Origin of the sequence: Pseudomonas sp. FP818 (assembly GCF_030687335.1) — a bacterium.
GTDB classification, from domain to species: Bacteria; Pseudomonadota; Gammaproteobacteria; order Pseudomonadales; family Pseudomonadaceae; genus Aquipseudomonas; species Aquipseudomonas shahriarae.
The window spans coordinates 3990757-4008488 of record NZ_CP117427.1 but is presented as its reverse complement, the minus strand read 5'-3'; the positions used below and the strand labels follow the sequence as shown (position 1 = coordinate 4008488).

The window sequence follows — 17732 nt, the reverse complement described above, 5'->3', positions numbered from 1 at the left end:
GTCAACCCAGAGGTACACATGAGCACACGTCGCCAATTCATCCAACAGGCCGCGGTGGTGGCCGGCCTGGGCGCCGCCGCGTCCATGGGGCTGCCCGTCTACGCGGCGGTCCAAGGCCGCTGGTTCATGCCCGATGAGGGCGAGAAACACCAGCGCGCCTTTATCGCCTTTGGCGCCCAGGAGGCGATTCACCAGGACTTCACCCCCGCTGTGCAGGACGCCCTGGGCCGTATCGCTCGTACGATTGCCGAGTACGAACCGGTCACGGTGTTCTGCCGCGAAGATGAGCGTGAGCTGGCCGAAGAAAAATGCGGCACCCGTAACATCACCTTCGTACACGCCGAGCTGGATGACATCTGGATGCGTGACACCAGCGCCAACTTTGTCGTGGATGACAATGGCCAGTTGGGCGCAGTGGACTTCAACTTCAACGGCTGGGGTAACAAGCAGCAGCACGCCGACGATGCCGAACTGGCGGCTCACGTTGCCGAGCTGGCAGGCGCAACTTACATCCGCAGCGAACTGGTGGGCGAGGGCGGTGCCATCGAAGTGGATGGCCATGGCACCGGGATCATGACCGAAAGTAGCTGGATCAATGCCAACCGCAACCCCGGCTGGAGCAAGGCCGACGTCGAGGCTGAGCTGAAGAGCCGACTGGGCTTGCGCAAGATCATCTGGTTGCCGGGTATCAAGGGCAAGGACATTACCGACGCCCATGTCGACTTTTACGCACGCTTTGTCTCGCCGGGCGTGGTCATCGCCAACCTGGACACCGACCCTGAATCCTACGACCACCAGGTGACCTTGGCCCACTTGGACATGCTCAAGCAGGCTAGCGATGCCGATGGCCGGCCGCTGCAAATACACACCGTGTCGCCACCGCTGAACCCGCGTCGCAACCGGTTCAGTCGGGATAACCCGGACTATGCCGCCGGCTACATCAACTACTTCGTGATCAACGGCGCGGTGATTGCGCCGCAGTTTGGCGACAAAGTCGCCGACCGCAAGGCCTTTGACTTGCTGTCCAGGCTCTATCCGGGGCGCAAGGTGGTGCAACTGGATATCGACGCGATTGCAGCCGGCGGTGGTGGTATTCACTGCGTGACCAGTCACCAGCCGGCATGACCTTGGGAGTTACAGCGTCTGCACGATGATCTGGCTCTTCAGGTCGTTGACCATGCTTTCGATCACCGGCTTCATCGCCTTGAAGTCCTCGGGGCTGCACACGGTATTGGCATGGGCGAACTTGAAGTGGCGGGTGATCAGCACCGTGTTGCCTTCCTTGGCGTAGGTGGCCTGGTAGTCAAAGCCGGCCTGTTGCAGGGACTGTGGCTTGGGCACGGCGAGGACGATGACTTCCTTGGGGAACTCGAAACGGGCCTGCTCCTGGGTTTCTCCCGAGAGGCAACCGAACTCTTGGGTGCGGTCTTTTTCCGAGGCGAAGGCAAACACGTTCTGCGCAATGCCGCCGACCAGGCTGCTGAGCGCCGGCACGCCGGTCGGGCCTGGCAGGTTGACCAGGTTGTCGGTGCGCCCTTCAAGGGTGTTCTTGAACGGGTTGACTTCATCCTGCAAGGAGTCGCTTTTGAACGTGCCCTGGCCCGTTTGCCCGTACCAGCCGAGGACGTTGCGGATCATCGAGTCGCGGTCAGCCGGTTTCATTGCATTGAGCAGGTAGCGATTGAACTCTGAGCCCCAGCCTTCCACGGTGGTGGCATGCACAAAGTCCGCCGCGCCGTTGCTGTCGACCTTGAACAGTAGGTCGTTGGTGACCTTGCCGGTTTGCGCGGCCGGGGTCTTGGCCATTTCGCCGGACTGCGTCAACAGTACTGGCTTGCCCAGCACCGGGATCGGCAGGTAGCCCGCGGCAATGGCTGTGGCGGTGGAGTCCAGGTACAGATCCAGGGCCGGCACATAAGTGATCGCATGGTTGAGCACACCCAGGGTGGGCACTTTGGCCAGGGTGTAGCTGTTACCCAGGTTGACCAGCACCGGCGAGCTCTCGATCGCTACCGCGCGCAGCATGGCTTCCAGCAGGGCCACATGGTCCTTGCAGTCGCCATAGCGGTTGTCCAGCACGGCCTGGGCTGGGTGCGGTACTACGCCGCCCGCGCCGACATACACCGCTACATAACGAATGTTCTTACGAACCCAGTCGCTCAGGGCCAGGGCTTTGCTGCGCGGGGTGCTCAGGTTGGCCGTAAGTTGCTTGGCCAAGGCGGCAATGGCCGGCGTCACTTCGACCTGGGCCCTGGCCTCATAGGCCTGGGCAAAGTCCTTGTAGCTGGCGAACGTCGAGACCGCGAGGAATTGGCCGTAATCGACGTAGGACACGGCGCCGGTTTCCATGCGCGCCTTTTCCTGTGGTACGTAGTCCCAACGGTACACCTTGCGCCCGGCAGCCGCGGCCGGGGTGCTGGCCTTGAAGCCCCGGGCATCGACGAACAGCGGCTTGTCGGCTGGCAAGTCGTAGCTCAGGCTCAACTGCTCGGCATCGTAGAAGTCCGGCACGTAGAAGTCTTCGAACTGCTGCGGGAACAGGGCAGTGGTGCGCTGGCGCTGGTAGCGCAGGACCAGCCGGTCACCGACCGCTACCTCTGGAAATATCACCACTTTGACCCGCGAGTCCTGGAACATCGGCGCCTCGGACGAGGCGGTCTCCTGTTGTTCCTTGATCTGCTCGGCGCCCACCTTCACCTTGCGGCCGTCGGGCTTTTGGGTGAAGGCTTCAAGCACCTCGAGGTTTTCCAGGGAGCGGTTGTAGCTCAGCGAACGCTGTGCGTTGTCTTTGATCGCTCGCTCTTCATTGATCCGTGTGACCATCAACCATCTGGACAAAACTGCCATCGGCATTGATCACGTACGACTGGTGGTTTTTTTCGAAGGTGGCCGAATGGTCGGTTTCATCGGTGGCGGCTTGGACACTTAGCGTACAGGCAAGCAAAAAAAGTGCGCCCAGCAGGCGCATCGAGTGCAGGTAAAAGCTTTGCATAGAGATCCTTCTGATTAATGCGACGCTCACTCTGCGGGGAAGAGCGCACTGTGATAAACGAAATGTTTAATGCGACTCATTATTATCTATGTGCTCGAAACATGCAGGCTTTTTAATGGCCCCTGCGAACATCCCCCAACGAATCCCGCTGCATCGACTGCAGGTTTTTCTCGATGGTTTCGCAGATGGCCTCTGTCTGGATCTGGTGCTCGCTGGAGCGAAACGGGCTTTGCAGGTCGGTGCCGATGCGTTCGATGGCCAGCAGCATAAAACCCACCACCGTCGATGCCAGTGGGGTGAACCAGCCCAGGGACTCCACCAGCCCCACTGGCACGATCAGGCAGAACAGCGAAATAAACAGCCGGGGGAAATACACATAGGGGTAGGGCAGTGGTGTGTTGGCGATGCGCTCCATGCCGCCCTGGCTGTTGGACAGATCAACCATGGTTGATTCCAGCCGCGCCAGGCGAATGCTGTCCAGGCGCCCGGCCTTGTATTCGCGGGCCAGCAGGGCCGCGGAGCCGGTGAGGATATCGTTGGCAAAGTTGTTGGTAGCGCCGTTGCGCGCGAACTCATCCCCAGGAATAAATGCCCGCACTTCCTCCGGGCACGGCTCGCCCCGCAGGTGCGACGCCAGGCAATTCACATAGGCCACGTGGCGGCGCAGCAAGGTCGACTTAATCGGATTGACCTCGTTGTCGGGGTCATCCAGCAACGTCAGCACCTGCCGCGCAAAGCTGCGTGAGTTATTGACCATCGCGCCCCACAGCGTGCGTGCCTCCCACCAGCGGTTATAGGCGCTGGTATTACGAAAGCTGATCAGCACCACCAGCGCCGAGCCGAGCAGCGTCAGGGGCATCAGCGGCAGGTTGATCTTGGCGTTGAGGAACAGCATGAAGTCCACGGTGACCGCAATATCCCACAGCAGCAGCCAGAACAGTGCCCAGCCGACATAGCCCATGGTCTTGATAATCAGGCGGTACTTTTTGACGATGGCAGCTTTCAAACACAAACCTCCGAGCGGGCGAAAAGCATCGATGCCCTAGCTCGGACGGTGTTTGCGCGAGAAAGGTTCGCGCCTTATGCGTCATGCAGGGAAATGCGCGAGGTCTCCGGCAAGGCCAGGCCGCCGGCCAGCGCGAGCAAGGCCACGGCAATCAGGTAAAACGCCGGTGACAGGTTGCTACCGGTGGTGCTGATCAACCAGGTCGCCACCAGCGGCGCGGTGCCGCCGAAGATCGTGTAGGCCATGTTGTAGGTGATCGCCGAGGCGGTGTAGCGCGTGCGGGTCGGGAAGGTCTCCGAGAGCAGGGCGGCCGTGACCACGCCGCACAATACCGCGCCCACCGCCAGCAGCATCACGCCGATGATGGACGCGGCGAACGAGCCGGAACTGGCCATCAGGAACGAGGGGTATACCACCCCCATCAACAGCCCGCAGGCGGTCATTACTGTGACGCGCCGCCCGACCCGGTCGGAATACCAGCCGGCCAGCGGGCATATCGCCGCAGCGAAGATCAGCGCAATCAGCGACACCAGCAACGCCGTCGCCCGGCTCAAACCACCGGCCACCTGCAAGTACGTGGCAAAGTAGGTGGTGAACATATAAAACGACAGCGCCGTCAGCGACACAAAAGCGCCCAGGCAGCAGATTGCCGCGCCATGGTTGCGCAGGGTTTCCTTGAGCGGCGAGTGGGCCACCGCGTGCTCCTGCTCGACCGCCTGGAACGCCGGGGTTTCATCCAGCCGCCAGCGCAGGTACAGGCCCACCAGGCCCAGCGGTGCAGCGATCAGGAATGGCAGGCGCCAGCCCCAGCTGCCCATGGCTTCGGCCGACAGCGAAGCCTCCAGCGCATAGGCCACCACCGCCGCCGAGGCAAAGGCGGCAAAGGTCGATACCGGGATAAAGCTGCCATACCACGCCCGTTTATCGCTGGGCGCGTGCTCCATCAGGTAGGCGCAGGCGCCGGCGTATTCACCGCCGGCGGAGAAGCCCTGGGCGCAACGGATCAGCGACAACAGGATCGGCGCCGTGACGCCAATCGCGGCATACGTGGGCAGCAGGCCGATCAGGGTCGTGGCCCCGGCCATCAGCAAAATCGTCATCGCTAGGGTGCGCTTGCGGCCGATGCGATCGCCCAGCATGCCAAAGAAAATTCCGCCCAGAGGCCGAAAGGCAAAGGCCACGGCAAACACCGCGAAGGTCTTGAGCAACGCCGCACTGGCATCGCCACTGGGGAAAAACTGCTGGGCGATGGTGGTGGCGAGAAAGCCATACACGGCGAAGTCGAACCACTCGACAAAGTTGCCGATACCGGCGGCGACGATGACTTTTCTCAGGGTTTGCGGCGGGACCTGTTCGGTGGATGCACGCGTCATGGCGGGGCCTCGGCATTTCGTCAGTAATCGTTCGATTATCAGGAAAGTGCCCGGGGCGGCTTACTTCAAAAGTGTCATCGGCGTAGTCAGCACCGACCTGCCAAGGCAATGAAGATCCAATGTGGGGGGCTTGCCAGCGATAGCGGCGGGTCAGCCGACATCAATCCCAGCAATACCGCCGCCATCGCAGCCTCGCCGGGGCTCGACAGCTCCCACCTCGATCTTCAGGGGGTGGAAGATTGCATTTCACTACCACCGCAGGATGCATACGGTGCTCAATGTGCTGAAGATCCAAGGTGGGAGCTGGCTTGCCTGCGATAGCGGTAGTTCAGCCAACATCAACCCCAGCAATGCCGCCGCCATCGCAGCCTCGCCGGGGCTCGACAGCTCCCACCTCGATCTTCAGGGTTTGGAAGATTGCATTTCAGCTGCCACCGCAGGATGCATACGGTACTCAATGTACTGAAGATCCAAGGTGGGAGCTGGCTTGCCTGCGATAGCGGTGGGTCAGCCAATATCAATCCCAGCAATGCCGCCGCCATCGCAGCCTCGCCGGGGCTCGACAGCTCCCACCTCGATCTTCAGCGGGTGGAGGATTGCATTTCAGCTGTCACCGCAGGATGCATACGATGCTCAATGTGCTGAAGATCCAAGGTGGGAGCTGGCTTGCCTGCGATAGCGGTGGGTCAGCCAACATCAACCCCAGCAATACCGCCGCCATCGCAGCCTCGCTGGGGCTCGACAGCTCCCACCTCGATCTTCAGGGGTTGGAAGATTGCATTTCACTACCACCGCAGGATGCATACGGTACTCAATGTACTGAGGATCCAATGTGGGAGCTGGCTTGCCTGCGATAGCGGTGGGTCAGCCAATATCAATCCCAGCAATGCCGCCGCCATCGCAGCCTCGCTGGGGCTCGACAGCTCCCACCTCGTTCTTCAGGGGGGGAGGATTGCATTTCACTGCTACCGCAGGATGCATACGGTACTCAATGTGCTGAAGATCCAAGGTGGGAGCTGGCTTGCCTGCGATAGCGGTAGTTCAGCCAACATCAACCCCAGCAATACCGCCGCCATCGCAGCCTCGCCAAGGCTCGACAGTTTCCACCTTGATCTTCAGGGTTTGGAGGATTGCATTTCAGATGCGGCAGCGGCGCGTTCGAGGATTCTCGGCCCCGGTCCTTCCTGGCTCAAGGTATCGCCGGGGTTGCGCAACGGGCAGTCGTTGAGCGACAGGCAGCCGCAGCCAATGCAGTTGTCCAGGCTGTCGCGCAGGGCTTCCAGGGTTCGGATGCGTTCGTTGAGGTTGTCGCGCCAGGCCGAGGACATTTCTCCCCATTGCGCGGCCGTCAATTTGCTGTTCGGCGGATAGCGGCCCATGGCGCGTTTGATCTCTTCCAGCGGAATGCCGGTGCGTTGCGCCACTTTGATAATCGCAATGCTGCGCAGCACCAGCGACGGGAAGCGCCGCTGGTTGCCGGCGTTGCGGGTGCTGGCGATCAAGCCCTTGGACTCGTAGAAGTGCAGGGTGGAGATGGGTACGCCACTGCGCCTGGCCACCTCGCCGATGGTGAGGGAGCGCACACCGTCCGGGTTCTTTTCTGCTGCCATGGGGGTTGCCCTCAAGTTAAGTTGAGGTTTTATAGTCCTGCCCGATCTTTGCTGCAACCGCTTTCTGCGCGAGCTGCTCAGCCTGCGCCAGGCCATTGCCCAGGCGCAGGCCGTGTCCTATGGCAATGCCGTGGGCCTGTACAAGGCGCTCGCCTGACGGGCACCGACGGCGGCGCTTTACCCTGCGGCGCGCACCGCGCATCATGCGCGCCCGCACTGAGGGCAAAAGTGCCGCGAAAAGGAACAGCAGTTGAACCACAACACATTGTCCAAGCGCCTGGAGCGCGTGGCGGCCCAGGTACCGGCCGGCGCGCGCCTGGCTGATATCGGCTCGGATCACGCCTACCTGCCGGTGGCGTTGATGAACCGTGGCGCGATTGTCGCGGCAGTGGCCGGCGAGGTGGCGTTGACGCCGTTCCGCGCCGCCCAGCGCACGGTGTGCGACAACGGCCACGAACTGCACATCCACGTGCGCCTGGCCGATGGCCTGGCGGCTATCGAACCGGCCGACCTGCTCGACGCGGTCAGCATCTGCGGCATGGGCGGCGAGACCATCCGCGATATCCTCGAGCGCGGCAAGGCGCATCTCAGCGGCCGGGAACGCCTGATCCTGCAACCCAACGGCGGCGAACAACCGCTGCGCCTGTGGCTGATGGACAACGGCTATCGCATCCTCTGCGAGGAACTGCTACGGGAAAACCGCTTCGACTACGAAATCATCGTCGCCGAGCGCAGCGGGCCGGTGAGCTACAGCGCCGAGCAGCTGTACTTCGGGCCCCTGCAGATGCAGGCCCGCAGCCCGGCGTTCCTGGCCAAATGGCAACGCCTGCTGCGCTACAAGCAACGTACCCTGGATCAGTTGGCCCAGGCCCGACAAGCGTTGCCCGAACAGAAAGTGCAGGAACTGGCGCAAGAGGTGCGCTGGATCACGCAGTTGCTGGAGGCGACGAACCCGGTCTAGGGTCTTGCCTGCCGCAAATGTTTCAATGACTCATTTATCCAACCCAGGTGTTCCACCATGCCAGACGCTACCGACCAAGCCTTCTACGACCGCGCCGACGCGCATATCGAACTGTCGAACGAGCAACTGAAAACCCTCGAGAACCTGGGCCAGGTCAGTGCCTCGATGATGTTCGGCACCACCCGTTTCAACGCCTGGGCCAGTGCGCGCAACTTCAAGTCCGGCGCGGAAATGGCCGAGGCGCGGGAAGCGATGTTGAAGTACTTCTGTGAGCAGTACCGGATGATGCTGGAAGACAATCTGGATGATCACATCAACAACTTCAGCCAGTACATGACGGCCCCGAAGCCGCAGTGATCCAGGGGCTCGACAGCGCCCACCTTGATCTTCGTCGAAGCCCTGACTAGCGTTTGCTCAATGCCAGGCGGGCCGCGAACAGCACAAAAAGCAGGCCGGTGCTGCGGTCCATCCAGGTGATCACCTTGCTCCGGCGCAGCACTGCGGTCAGTGGCTGGGTGGCGCCGATCAGGGTCAACGACCACGCCATGCCGAGCACCACATGGATGCTCACCAGGCCGAATGTCCAGGCGATCAACGAATGGCCCTGGGGAATGAACTGCGGCAGGAACGACACATAGAAAATCCCGATCTTGGGGTTGAGCACATTGCCCAGCATGCCTTTCAAGAACCAGCGGGTGCCGGGTTGGGCGTGAGCCTCACCGACCGTCAGGGAGGTGCGTGGGCGCAGCAGCATATTCAGGCCCAGCCAGGCCAGATAAGCGGCGCCGCAGTACTTCAAGAGGTTGAAGGCCACCTCCGACACCGCGATCAACGCACCCAAACCAAAGGCCACCGCCGCGCCCCATAAGAAACAGCCCGCATTGATACCCAATGCCGCGCGCAATGCCTGCTGCTTGCCTTCCACCGTCGCGGTACGCAACACCAGCGCGGTGTCGAGCCCGGGAGTGAGGGTCAGGAGGGTGGCGGCGAGGGTAAAGGCGAGCAGATTATCGGCGATGGACATGGGCAAGTGCCTGCACGGTGGGCCTGGGCGCACGTTATCACACGCCGATGGCAAGGCCGGGCAAGCGGTCGAGAAAATCTGCCACTTGCCGGTTACCGCGCAAATGCACTGTCGGAACATCCGGCCCCACTGCCAGGCGCATCGCCTCGATACCCGGTCGATAGCCGCGATCAAAACTCCATACAAAACTCAAAAAGGTCAGAAACTCCCGGTCGAGCTTGTCGGTACACCCCACGGGCCGATCCGCGCGAGGGCGTTTCATCGCGCTGCGTATCAGTACCCGGGTGAAACAGGTGAGTCGCGGTGTATCCAGCCAGATGATCAGGTCGGCACGGGGCAGGCGCAGGTCGAAGGTGCGTCGGGCATAGTTGCCTTCACACACCCAGGTGTCCGACGCGACGGCTTCGCGTACTCGCGTGCGGAATTGTTCGGCGTCGGTCTCGACCCAGTTGGGTTCCCAGAACAGGGTGTCCAGGTGCACACCACGGGCAGGCCGAGACGCTGGCCAAGGGCGCGGGCGAGGGTGGATTTGCCGCTGCCGGCGTTGCCCAGAATTACAATCCGTTGCATGGAGACGTCCCGAAAAAAGCCGGCAATTATGCCGGCTTTGGAAGGGCAGTCAAACGCCCGATGATTCACTGGGCAAACGCGTATTCCCCACCCTGTTCCAGCGCCTTGCGATAGGCCGGCCGGGCCTGGAACCGCTGGACCCACGCCGCGAGGTTCGGGTACGCCGGCAGCTTGCCCTGGGCCTTGGCGATTTCGCCAATGAAGCTCATCTGGATATCCGCACCGCTCAGTTCCTCACCCAGCAGGTACGGTGACTGCGCCAGGGCGTCGTTCAGGTAACCCAGGTAGTTGGCCAGTTCCGACTCGATCCGCGGATGCAACGGCGCACCGGCATCACCCAGGCGACCGACGTACAGGTTGAGCATCAGCGGCAGCATGGCCGAGCCTTCGGCAAAGTGCAGCCATTGCACGTAGGTGTCGTAGGCGGCCGTGGCCGGGTCGGGTTGCAGGCGACCCTGGCCGTGGCGGCGGATCAGGTAGTCGACAATGGCGCCGGACTCGATCACCACGCGGCTGCCATCTTCAAGCACCGGCGATTTGCCCAGTGCGTTGATCGCCTTGAGCTCTGGTGGTGCGAGGTTGGTTTTTGGGTCGCGCTGGTAGCGCTTGAGCGCGTAGGGCAGGCCGAGTTCTTCGAGCAGCCAGAGAATGCGCTGCGAGCGTGAGTTGTTGAGGTGGTGAACAATCATCATGGGAAGCTCCGCCGGGCGAGTGTGGGTGTCTGATAGCAGACTGTTGCGCCGGCGTAGAGTGCCCTGAATCAGTTGGGCGTGTCAGGGGAAGTTGTCGGGTCCTGAGGCGGCTGCGCTTCCAGCTTCAAGCGGTCAGCCTTGCTGATGTACTTGTCTTTGCTTTTGGGGGCCAGTTTGGCACTGGCCTTTTTGGCGTTGGCTTTTAATAACTGATTGATCTTTTTACGACGGTTCATGCGGTTTACTCGGCGCGTTGATCTTTCGATGATATCAGCTCAGCAGTCGGGCGAGTGGGCTTGGCCAAATGCTTTTACGGGCATGCACCGACCTAAAGCCGGGCAAACTCAAAGGTTGCCCGTAAACCACCCGATGGCCGGTTTTCCAAGCGGACCTGTCCACCCAGGCGATTTGCGATGGATTGCACGATGGTCAGGCCCAGGCCTGCGCCGTGGTCATTGCCACGGCTGTAGAAGCGCTCAAACAGTCGATCACGTTCTGCTTCATCAATGCCCGGCCCCTGGTCTTCGACACTCAACTCGTAGTGATCGTGGTGTTTGGCCAGCCCGACGGTGATGAGCCCTCCAGGCGGGGAAAAGTTTGCCGCATTGCTCACCAAATTGTTCAAGGCAATCTGGATGATCCCGGTGTCGACTTTGACCAGGCCGACTTCGTCGACAGGGTCGAACACCAGCTCAAGTTCCTTGCTCAAGAGCCAGGGTGTCATCTGCACCAGACTGTCCCGGACTGTCGCCACCAGATCTGTTTTTGGCGCCTCAAGGGCGGAGGTGCGGGGTTCAATACGGGCCATGGTCAGCAGTTGATTGACCAGTCGGGTGGTACGGTCGACACCTGCCATGAGGTGCTCAAGGGACGCGCGTCGATCATCCTCGCTAGCGGCATCCTTCAGGTTTTCTGCGTGAACTTTAAGCACCGCCAACGGTGTGCGCATCTCATGGGCGGCGTCGGCGATAAAACGCCGCTCGCGCCCCATGACCTCCTGGATTTGTGCGAGCACGCGGTTAAGGGCGGCCTGCATGGGCTCCAGTTCAGTGGGCAATGGATTCAAGTGCAAGGGCTCAAGCGAGCCTGGATGCCGCGCGCGCAGGGTTTGCGCCATGTTGACCAGGGGTTTCAAGCCCCAGCCAATCGCCAGCCAGATCACTGCGGCAAGCAGCACGCAGCCAATCAGATTGGGCAACACCGTATGGCGGACAATCCGATTCACCAGATCGTCACGCACGTCGTCACGCTCGCCCACCCAAATCTTCAAATTATATTGCGCATCCTCCAAGACAAACGCGCGCCATGCTCGGTTGTTGACGTCCGTGATGGCGCTGAAACCGGCCTTGCTCGGTGGTGAGGTAAACGCGGGTGCGCTGGCGGTGTGAACCAGCAACGTGCCGTCCGAGTTCCAGACCTGGAACGCGATCTTGCTTTCATATGGATGGCCATCGACCTTAGGCACGGCAAGCCCCAGCGCTTGATTGAACGCCTGGTACAGCTCTGCTTGCTCCTTACTGGCCATTGGCATGCGCATCACGCCTTGCAACAGACGCGCGTTTTGCGCCAGTTGGGCGTCGTAGACCTCGTCAATTTCATGATTGCTGTCATGCAGGTTGACGGCGGTCATGATCAGTAGACCGAGGAACAGCAGGCCAAGAATCAAGGTGAGCGTGCGCTGGCGAATGGAGGTCATGGGCGTTCGTCCACCAGATAGCCGACACCACGGATCGTTCGGATCAACTGGCTGGAAAACTTCTTGCGCAGATGATGGATATGCACTTCCAGCGTGTTGCTTTCCGCCTCCTCGCTCCAGCCGTAGAGTATCTGCATCAGTTGATCGCGGGTCATGACCCGGCCAGGAGGGGAAAGCAATTCATGGAGTAACTGATACTCCTTGGGGGTCAAGGCCACGGGCTCGCCCAGATAGCTGACTTGCTGGGTACCGGGGTTCAGGCTGATGCCCGCGTGCTCAATCACCATCTGGGCCCGGCCAGCGCTGCGTCGCAACAAGGCCCGTATCCGGGCTTTGAGTTCTGCGAGGGCGAACGGTTTTATCAGGTAGTCATCCGCTCCGGCATCCAGGCCGGCGATACGGTCCTCGGTGGCGTCCCGGGCCGTGAGGATCAGGACCGGCAGGTTGGAGCCACTGTCACGCAGGCGACGCAGGACGTCGAGCCCGTCCATTCGTGGCAGACCGAGGTCGAGCACGGCCAGATCAAACGTTTCGCTGAGCAGTGCGTGCAAGCCGCTGCTGCCGTCCTGCAACCAGTCGACGGTGTAGCCCTCGCGCGTGAGGGCCTGGTGAATACCTTCGCCCAGGCCCATGTCATCCTCGATCAGTAGTAAGCGCACACGGACTCCTGTCAGTCGAGTTTCTGGTTCACTTGCTGCAGTAACGCTTCGATTTCCGTGCGGCGCCCGGCGTCAGCGGTTTCACGGCCTGGCCTCGGGGCTGCCTGCAGGGCTTTTTGTAGCGCCTGTCTGGCTTGGGGGTAGCGTTTTTGACGGTAAAGGTGATCGCCCCAGAAGTACAGACTATCAATGCCGTCTGGGTTCAGTTGCAATGCTTGCTCGAGCAATTGTTGTGCTTTGTCCGAATCGCCGAAACCAATAGGCCAGCCCGGTACCCGATCATACAGCGCGGCGAGGCTGGTGTAGGCCGAGCCTTGCAAGGCTTTGGGGTCCAGGGAGAGGGCTTTTTCCAGGTCGATCTTCGCCTCCTTGACCTTGCTCAACGCGCCGAGCCCACCCTGGGCGCCAGCCCAACTGCTGGTGACGATACCGGACCAGATCCAGGCCTCGGCGACGGATTGGCGGTCCTGGGTAAAGGCGCTGGCTTGGGTGGCGAGTTGCTCGAACTTCGCCGCGCGCTGGTCGGCGGGTAATTCGTATTGAATATGCGCCCAGCGCTGCTGGATGTCGTTGAGGCGTTGCTGGTCAGCGGCGTCCAGGGCCCAGACGGCCGGGCTCAACGCGCCGAGTAATAGCAAGCAGAGGGTGTTTTTCATGGATTGAGGTCCTCGTTGTCAGTCTTTTGGCTCAGGCGACGGATCAGGGGTAGGTGCTTGCGCAAGCTTCGGTCAATCAGGTTGGGCAGCAGGCTGTTGAGGCGTACAAAAAACCGTTCCGGCCAGCCCAGGTACAACTCGCGATGGTCACCGGCAATGGCGCGGATCACGGCCGAGGCCACGGTTTGAGGGTCGTCGACATTCGCGTTGAGGGCGTCGTTGAGCGCCTGCGCGGCCGGACTGTTCATGGGGGTGCTGGTGGCGCGTGGCGCGACATACAACACACCCACGCGGGTGTCTGACAGCTCACGGCGCAAGGCTTCGGAAAATCCACGCAAGGCAAATTTGCTTGCGCAGTAGCTGGCGTAGCCGGGGTAGCCAATCGAGCCATAGGTGGAGCCAACGTTGACGACCATCGCGCTGCTGGCCTGCTTGAGCAGTGGCAGGAGGATTTTCGTCAGGCAGATAGGCGCGCTGATGTTGACTGCCAGCATGGCGTTGATATCGCTGTCCTCGAGCTGCTCCAGCATGGCGAAGTGATTGACCCCGGCGGCGTTGATCAGCAGGTTGATACCGCCCATTGCCTGCGCAGCGGTCAGCACCTTGCGACGGTCTGCCAGGAACGTCAGGTCGGCGCCAATCCAGAACACCTGCTGTGGATAGCGCTCGAGCAGCGGCGCCAACGACTCGCGGTGGCGGGCGACGGCCAGCACCTGGGCGCCGTTGGCGCACAGTGCGTCAGCAATCGCCGCGCCAATGCCGCCGCTGGCGCCGGTCAAGACCACGCGAGCCTCAGACAGGCGCATGCAGGCTCTCCCCGTCACGCGGCAAGCCACGGAACATGTCGGTGTAGAGTTTGTAGACCACTTTGGAAGCATGAATGACCGCCGCCTGATCACTCGGGTCCTGCAGTTTGTCCATCAGTCGGCGGTAAGTCTGCATGTGCCCAATATCCAGGGAACCGTGGGAGCTGAGGTAGCTGAAGGCGGTTTCCGGCAGCTCAAGGCGATCGCGAATGGCCCCGGCGGCGTGGGTGGCAAGGGCGATGCTGGTGCCTTCGAGGACGTTGACCATGCCAAACAGACCTACCGGGTTATCCCGGGCGATCAGGTCGTAGAGGAAACTGGTCATCAACTCGATGGGCAGGGACGGATGACCGTCGCGTACCGCCTCTTTGTCGCCGCCACAGGCCTGGATGTCGTTGAGCACCCATTTTTCATGGCCGTATTCTTCTTCGATGTACTCACAGACTGCTTCACGCAGCCATTCCAGGCGCGTCGGCAGGCGCGCGCCACAGGCCATCATCAACGGCACAGTGTGGCGTACGTGGTAGTACGCCTGGGTCAGAAACGCCCGATAGCTCTCCAGGCTGACCTTGCCCTCAAGGGCATCGCGGATGACCGGTAGGGTGAACAGCTCGTTGCGTTCTGCTTGAGTGGCGATTTGCAGGGTGTCGAAAAAACTCATGATGCGGATACCTCGGAAGGGGTCGATACAGTCAATTGCGCCTGGTAACGCTCAACAATGGCGTCGCGGCGCGGCCTGCCATTGGCGGTCAGCAGACCATTCGCGGGCGTGAACGGTTGAGGCAGCCGGGTCCAGTGATGGACCTGGGCGTATTGGGGCAGGGCCTCGTTGGCCTGGGCCACCGCGGCCGCCAGTTCGTCATCGGTGCAATCGGGGCGATGGGGCCACAGCAGCGCATGGTTGCTTGGCATGGCTTCGCCGTAGACGAAGGCCTGGGCAATATGCCGGCGTTGGGTCAGTTCGGCCTCGACCCATTCCGGATTCACGTTGCGCCCGAAGCTGGTGACAAATTGATGCTTTTTGCGCCCCTTGAGATAGAGGAAACCGTCGGCGTCAAATTCGCCCAGATCGCCGCTGGACCACCATTGATCGACGCCAGCGGGCTCGCCCAAATAACCGAGCAAGGTAGAACCCTTGATCAGCACTTCACCATCTTCAGCCAGACGTACCTCTACGTGAGGCAGGGGTTTGCCGACACTGCCGGGACGATGGGCCTCGGGGTGGTTGAGGCACACCACCGACGCACACTCCGACAGGCCGTAGCCTTCGTAGACACGCATGCCGAGGGTGTGCGCACGGTGCAACAGTTCTTCTGAAACCCGCGCACCGCCCACGGCGGCAAAACGCAGGGTTTGAGGATTGAAGGCTTTTTGTTCGCCAGCGTTGACCAGCAGCAGGAGAAGCTGCGGCACCAGAATCAGGCTTTCGGGGGCGCGGGCGGCCAGGCAGCCGAGCAATTGCGGGACGTCGACGCCGCTGGCCCCTTGAATTCCCAACATGCTCTGGCTTGGCAGGCTCAGGGTGACGCCGGCATAAAGGGCGGCATAACAACCGATATTTTCCAACAGGATTGCCAGGGGCAGCACCGCGAGGTGGTGCCGTGGATCGTTGGGTTGGCTGGCCTGATACAGCTCGCGGGCAACCCTCAAAATACTCTCGGCGCTCAGGCACACGCCTTTGGGGGTACCGGTGGTTCCCGAGGTAAACGTCAGTTTGGCGGTGTGTTCGGGTAAGCCGGACGCACCGTTGAGGCTTTTGCGCCAGAACTCGCCGGTTTTCTCGAAACCGGCGGTTTGCAGTTCTGCCTCCAGTTGCGGTTCGGCAATCACCAGCTCTGCCTGGCTTTGTTCCAGGCAATGCTTGCGTTGAGCCGGGGTGAAAAACGGCGGTAGCGTCAGGCACGTCAACCCTTCGAACAGCGTGGCCAGATCCCAGAGCATCGCTTCGACGCCATTGTCCAGCGCCAGCGCGACTACCTTGATGCCCTCATCGCGCAGTCGCTGTTGGCGATAGTTAAGCTCGGCGTACAGGGTGGCGTAGTCCAGCTTCAACTGATCGCCCCACAGGGCGGTGGTGTGTGGCGTGCATTCAGCGTGGCTGCGCAGGATCTCCTTGAAACGCTCCATTTCAGGCGACATAAGTGGCCTCCTCAAGCGATGTGGGCAACCCCAGGCGGTTGAACACGCCGATATTGCGTAGGTGGACAAAGCCTGCGCGGATGTTGCCTACATGCACCCAGGGTTTGCTGTCGTAATAGCTGCCCCAACTGTGGCGGCCAGCACCCAGCCGCTCGGGGTCGGCGGCGCAGAGCGTCAGCGGTTTTAATCCCAGGCGATGGAAGCTGTTGACCAGCCCGATATTGCCGGTAAAGGCCACCCATTCCAGGCCGCCCATGGCCAGCAGATAAGTGAGGGTAATGATGCTCAGACGTGCGCTGCCGTTGTCACTGGCCGCCAGATTGCCCACCTCGACGATGCCGGTGCGCTCGACGGGGCACTCGGCTGCCGTGCCGATCAGCGCTTCAATCGACGCGTCCAGATACCGCTCCAGAAACAAGGGTTCAGTCTTGGCCAGACGCACACCGGCGACGGCGCAAAGTTCGCCAGACGCGCTACTTACGCCAAACAGTTCCGGCATGAAATGACGAATGTCAGCACCATGTGCCTGGCGAAAACGTTGCTGGACAAAGGTTTCGAACACCGCGCGCAGCGTGTCGCCGGGCAAGGCCCTGAGCAGATTCATCTGCGAGGACTCGGCTTGGCCGAAGTGAAGCGGTAAAGAGAGGTGCCAGTCGAAATGGGCCATTGGATAACGTCTCCCCAGTAGGTTTGGGCAGAGTATCGAGGGCATTTCTTAACGGAGTCTGAAGGTCGCAACAGACGGGCTGGCGCTTCTTCAGATTGTATTAAGGCTGGGCGGGCAGGGTGGCGTGGTTCGATCAGGCGTTAAACCGGATCGAGGTCGGGCGAATGACTCGCTCGCCAGAATGACTGCAGAGGCCCAGCATGACCCGAGACTCATCCACCCAACGTTATGGAAAACTGTCGATTGCATTGCACTGGCTGATGCTGGGGCTGTTTGTCGGTGTCTATGCCAGCATCGAAATCAAAGGCCTGCTACCCCGTGGGGGCACCATGAGAAGCCTATTCCTGGGACTGCACGGGCTTTTGGGGGCAAGCATTTTTCTTCTGGTCTGGGTGCGTCTGCTTGGGCGCCTGACCCCCCGGCCACCCATAACGCCTGCCTTGCCTGCGTGGCAGACCGGCGCTTCGCACCTGATGCATCTGGCATTGTATGGGCTGATGATTGCGACCCCGCTGCTGGCCTGGCTGATGTTGTCGGCGGCAGGCAAACCGATGCCTTACTTCGGGTTTTTTCTGCCGTCACTTGTGTCGGTCGATCCGGACCTGGCAAAGCAGTTCAAGCATTGGCACGAGTTGCTTGGCAGTAGCGGTTACTGGCTGATCGGTTTGCATGCGGCGGCAGGTTTGTTCCATCACTACTGGGTTCGGGACAACACCCTGGCGCGGATCCTGCCTAAACGCTTCTGAATGGAGCTCGAGAGTCGAGCGAGCCGTCGAGCCCGGGTTCGGCGGCGTTCCCTCTTGTTCTCAGAGGCTGGGATGGCAAGTGCTGCACCGATGTGGTCGCGAAATCAGCCCTTTTTTGCCCATCCCGGTCTACCA

Annotated in this window: 18 protein-coding genes and 2 pseudogenes; 4 read left to right on the top strand and 16 right to left on the bottom strand. The window is 61.2% G+C overall.

Features of this window, described 5'->3' with window-relative positions; all coding sequences use genetic code 11:
- The first annotated feature begins 18 nt into the window (after positions 1-18).
- Positions 19-1125 carry an agmatine/peptidylarginine deiminase gene (locus PSH80_RS18085; RefSeq protein ID WP_057438574.1) on the top strand — a complete coding sequence of 369 codons (1107 nt, stop codon included), beginning with the start codon at positions 19-21 and terminating at the stop codon, positions 1123-1125.
- Between the two features lie 9 nt (positions 1126-1134).
- Here the strand turns inward: PSH80_RS18085 and PSH80_RS18080 are convergent.
- The 5 genes and pseudogenes from PSH80_RS18080 to PSH80_RS18060 all read right to left on the bottom strand — a co-directional run bounded on the left by PSH80_RS18080 (position 1135) and on the right by PSH80_RS18060 (position 7240).
- Positions 1135-2992, bottom strand: a pseudogene (locus PSH80_RS18080) (DUF3857 domain-containing transglutaminase family protein).
- Positions 2993-3104: 112 nt separating this feature from the next.
- On the bottom strand, positions 3105-3998 hold the full coding sequence (locus PSH80_RS18075) for a bestrophin family protein (protein WP_057960253.1): 894 nt from the start codon (positions 3996-3998) through the stop codon (positions 3105-3107).
- A gap of 74 nt (positions 3999-4072) precedes the next feature.
- Positions 4073-5371: an MFS transporter gene (locus PSH80_RS18070; RefSeq protein ID WP_057438575.1), complete on the bottom strand. Its 1299-nt coding sequence runs from the start codon at positions 5369-5371 to the stop codon at positions 4073-4075.
- 1115 nt (positions 5372-6486) lie between these two features.
- Complete coding sequence (soxR, locus tag PSH80_RS18065) at positions 6487-6981, bottom strand: redox-sensitive transcriptional activator SoxR (RefSeq protein WP_120733650.1); 495 nt, start codon at positions 6979-6981, stop codon at positions 6487-6489.
- Between the two features lie 16 nt (positions 6982-6997).
- The gene (locus PSH80_RS18060) at positions 6998-7240 is read right to left on the bottom strand and encodes a hypothetical protein (RefSeq protein ID WP_186626299.1); all 243 of its coding nucleotides are present in this window, start codon (positions 7238-7240) and stop codon (positions 6998-7000) included.
- On the opposite strand from PSH80_RS18060, the gene PSH80_RS18055 reads away from it, so the two are divergent.
- Together PSH80_RS18055 and PSH80_RS18050 are read left to right on the top strand one after the other, a co-directional pair.
- Positions 7232-7942: a tRNA (adenine(22)-N(1))-methyltransferase TrmK gene (locus PSH80_RS18055; RefSeq protein WP_128592911.1), complete on the top strand. Its 711-nt coding sequence runs from the start codon at positions 7232-7234 to the stop codon at positions 7940-7942. The genes PSH80_RS18060 and PSH80_RS18055 overlap by 9 nt on opposite strands.
- 57 nt (positions 7943-7999) lie before the next feature.
- On the top strand, positions 8000-8299 hold the full coding sequence (locus PSH80_RS18050) for a DUF3144 domain-containing protein (RefSeq protein WP_057438578.1): 300 nt from the start codon (positions 8000-8002) through the stop codon (positions 8297-8299).
- Positions 8300-8345: 46 nt separating this feature from the next.
- On the opposite strand, the gene PSH80_RS18045 is transcribed toward PSH80_RS18050, so the two are convergent.
- The 11 genes and pseudogenes from PSH80_RS18045 to PSH80_RS17995 all read right to left on the bottom strand — a co-directional run bounded on the left by PSH80_RS18045 (position 8346) and on the right by PSH80_RS17995 (position 16851).
- On the bottom strand, positions 8346-8966 hold the full coding sequence (locus PSH80_RS18045; protein ID WP_305417795.1) for a LysE family translocator: 621 nt from the start codon (positions 8964-8966) through the stop codon (positions 8346-8348).
- A 37-nt stretch (positions 8967-9003) separates the two neighbouring features.
- Positions 9004-9536: pseudogene (locus tag PSH80_RS18040) on the bottom strand (AAA family ATPase).
- A 65-nt stretch (positions 9537-9601) separates the two neighbouring features.
- Positions 9602-10228: a glutathione S-transferase family protein gene (locus PSH80_RS18035; protein WP_057438581.1), complete on the bottom strand. Its 627-nt coding sequence runs from the start codon at positions 10226-10228 to the stop codon at positions 9602-9604.
- Positions 10229-10296: 68 nt separating this feature from the next.
- Positions 10297-10464 (bottom strand): DUF2986 domain-containing protein, encoded by a 168-nt coding sequence (locus PSH80_RS18030; RefSeq protein WP_081044286.1) that lies wholly within the window; start codon positions 10462-10464, stop codon positions 10297-10299.
- Between the two features lie 92 nt (positions 10465-10556).
- The gene (locus PSH80_RS18025) at positions 10557-11924 is read right to left on the bottom strand and encodes an ATP-binding protein (protein WP_057438582.1); all 1368 of its coding nucleotides are present in this window, start codon (positions 11922-11924) and stop codon (positions 10557-10559) included.
- Positions 11921-12583: a response regulator gene (locus PSH80_RS18020; RefSeq protein ID WP_057438583.1), complete on the bottom strand. Its 663-nt coding sequence runs from the start codon at positions 12581-12583 to the stop codon at positions 11921-11923. Before PSH80_RS18020 ends, PSH80_RS18025 begins: the two co-directional genes overlap by 4 nt.
- Positions 12584-12594: 11 nt before the next feature.
- Positions 12595-13239, bottom strand: coding sequence for a tetratricopeptide repeat protein (locus PSH80_RS18015; protein ID WP_057438584.1), 645 nt, complete (start codon positions 13237-13239; stop codon positions 12595-12597).
- A complete protein-coding gene (locus PSH80_RS18010) occupies positions 13236-14045 on the bottom strand; it encodes an SDR family oxidoreductase (RefSeq protein ID WP_115128648.1) in 810 nt (269 codons plus the stop codon). Before PSH80_RS18010 ends, PSH80_RS18015 begins: the two co-directional genes overlap by 4 nt.
- Positions 14032-14706, bottom strand: coding sequence for a TenA family transcriptional regulator (locus PSH80_RS18005; RefSeq protein WP_057438586.1), 675 nt, complete (start codon positions 14704-14706; stop codon positions 14032-14034). Before PSH80_RS18005 ends, PSH80_RS18010 begins: the two co-directional genes overlap by 14 nt.
- Positions 14703-16184 carry an AMP-binding protein gene (locus PSH80_RS18000; protein WP_305417787.1) on the bottom strand — a complete coding sequence of 494 codons (1482 nt, stop codon included), beginning with the start codon at positions 16182-16184 and terminating at the stop codon, positions 14703-14705. Before PSH80_RS18000 ends, PSH80_RS18005 begins: the two co-directional genes overlap by 4 nt.
- Complete coding sequence (locus tag PSH80_RS17995) at positions 16174-16851, bottom strand: thermostable hemolysin (protein WP_252117050.1); 678 nt, start codon at positions 16849-16851, stop codon at positions 16174-16176. The genes PSH80_RS18000 and PSH80_RS17995 overlap by 11 nt, the downstream gene beginning before the upstream one ends.
- Positions 16852-17051: 200 nt before the next feature.
- On the opposite strand from PSH80_RS17995, the gene PSH80_RS17990 reads away from it, so the two are divergent.
- Positions 17052-17597, top strand: coding sequence for a cytochrome b (locus PSH80_RS17990; protein ID WP_057960193.1), 546 nt, complete (start codon positions 17052-17054; stop codon positions 17595-17597).
- Positions 17598-17732 lie beyond the last annotated feature (135 nt).

Coding starts and splice junctions, on each gene's coding strand:
- PSH80_RS18085 (WP_057438574.1), top strand. CDS start 19: ATGAGCACACGTCGCCAATTCATCCAACAGGCCGCGGTGGTGGCCGGC.
- PSH80_RS18070 (WP_057438575.1), bottom strand. CDS start 5,371: ATGACGCGTGCATCCACCGAACAGGTCCCGCCGCAAACCCTGAGAAAA.
- soxR (WP_120733650.1), bottom strand. CDS start 6,981: ATGGCAGCAGAAAAGAACCCGGACGGTGTGCGCTCCCTCACCATCGGC.
- PSH80_RS18050 (WP_057438578.1), top strand. CDS start 8,000: ATGCCAGACGCTACCGACCAAGCCTTCTACGACCGCGCCGACGCGCAT.
- PSH80_RS18045 (WP_305417795.1), bottom strand. CDS start 8,966: ATGTCCATCGCCGATAATCTGCTCGCCTTTACCCTCGCCGCCACCCTC.
- PSH80_RS18035 (WP_057438581.1), bottom strand. CDS start 10,228: ATGATGATTGTTCACCACCTCAACAACTCACGCTCGCAGCGCATTCTC.
- PSH80_RS18030 (WP_081044286.1), bottom strand. CDS start 10,464: ATGAACCGTCGTAAAAAGATCAATCAGTTATTAAAAGCCAACGCCAAA.
- PSH80_RS18025 (WP_057438582.1), bottom strand. CDS start 11,924: ATGACCTCCATTCGCCAGCGCACGCTCACCTTGATTCTTGGCCTGCTG.
- PSH80_RS18015 (WP_057438584.1), bottom strand. CDS start 13,239: ATGAAAAACACCCTCTGCTTGCTATTACTCGGCGCGTTGAGCCCGGCC.
- PSH80_RS18010 (WP_115128648.1), bottom strand. CDS start 14,045: ATGCGCCTGTCTGAGGCTCGCGTGGTCTTGACCGGCGCCAGCGGCGGC.
- PSH80_RS18005 (WP_057438586.1), bottom strand. CDS start 14,706: ATGAGTTTTTTCGACACCCTGCAAATCGCCACTCAAGCAGAACGCAAC.
- PSH80_RS18000 (WP_305417787.1), bottom strand. CDS start 16,184: ATGTCGCCTGAAATGGAGCGTTTCAAGGAGATCCTGCGCAGCCACGCT.
- PSH80_RS17995 (WP_252117050.1), bottom strand. CDS start 16,851: ATGGCCCATTTCGACTGGCACCTCTCTTTACCGCTTCACTTCGGCCAA.
- PSH80_RS17990 (WP_057960193.1), top strand. CDS start 17,052: ATGACCCGAGACTCATCCACCCAACGTTATGGAAAACTGTCGATTGCA.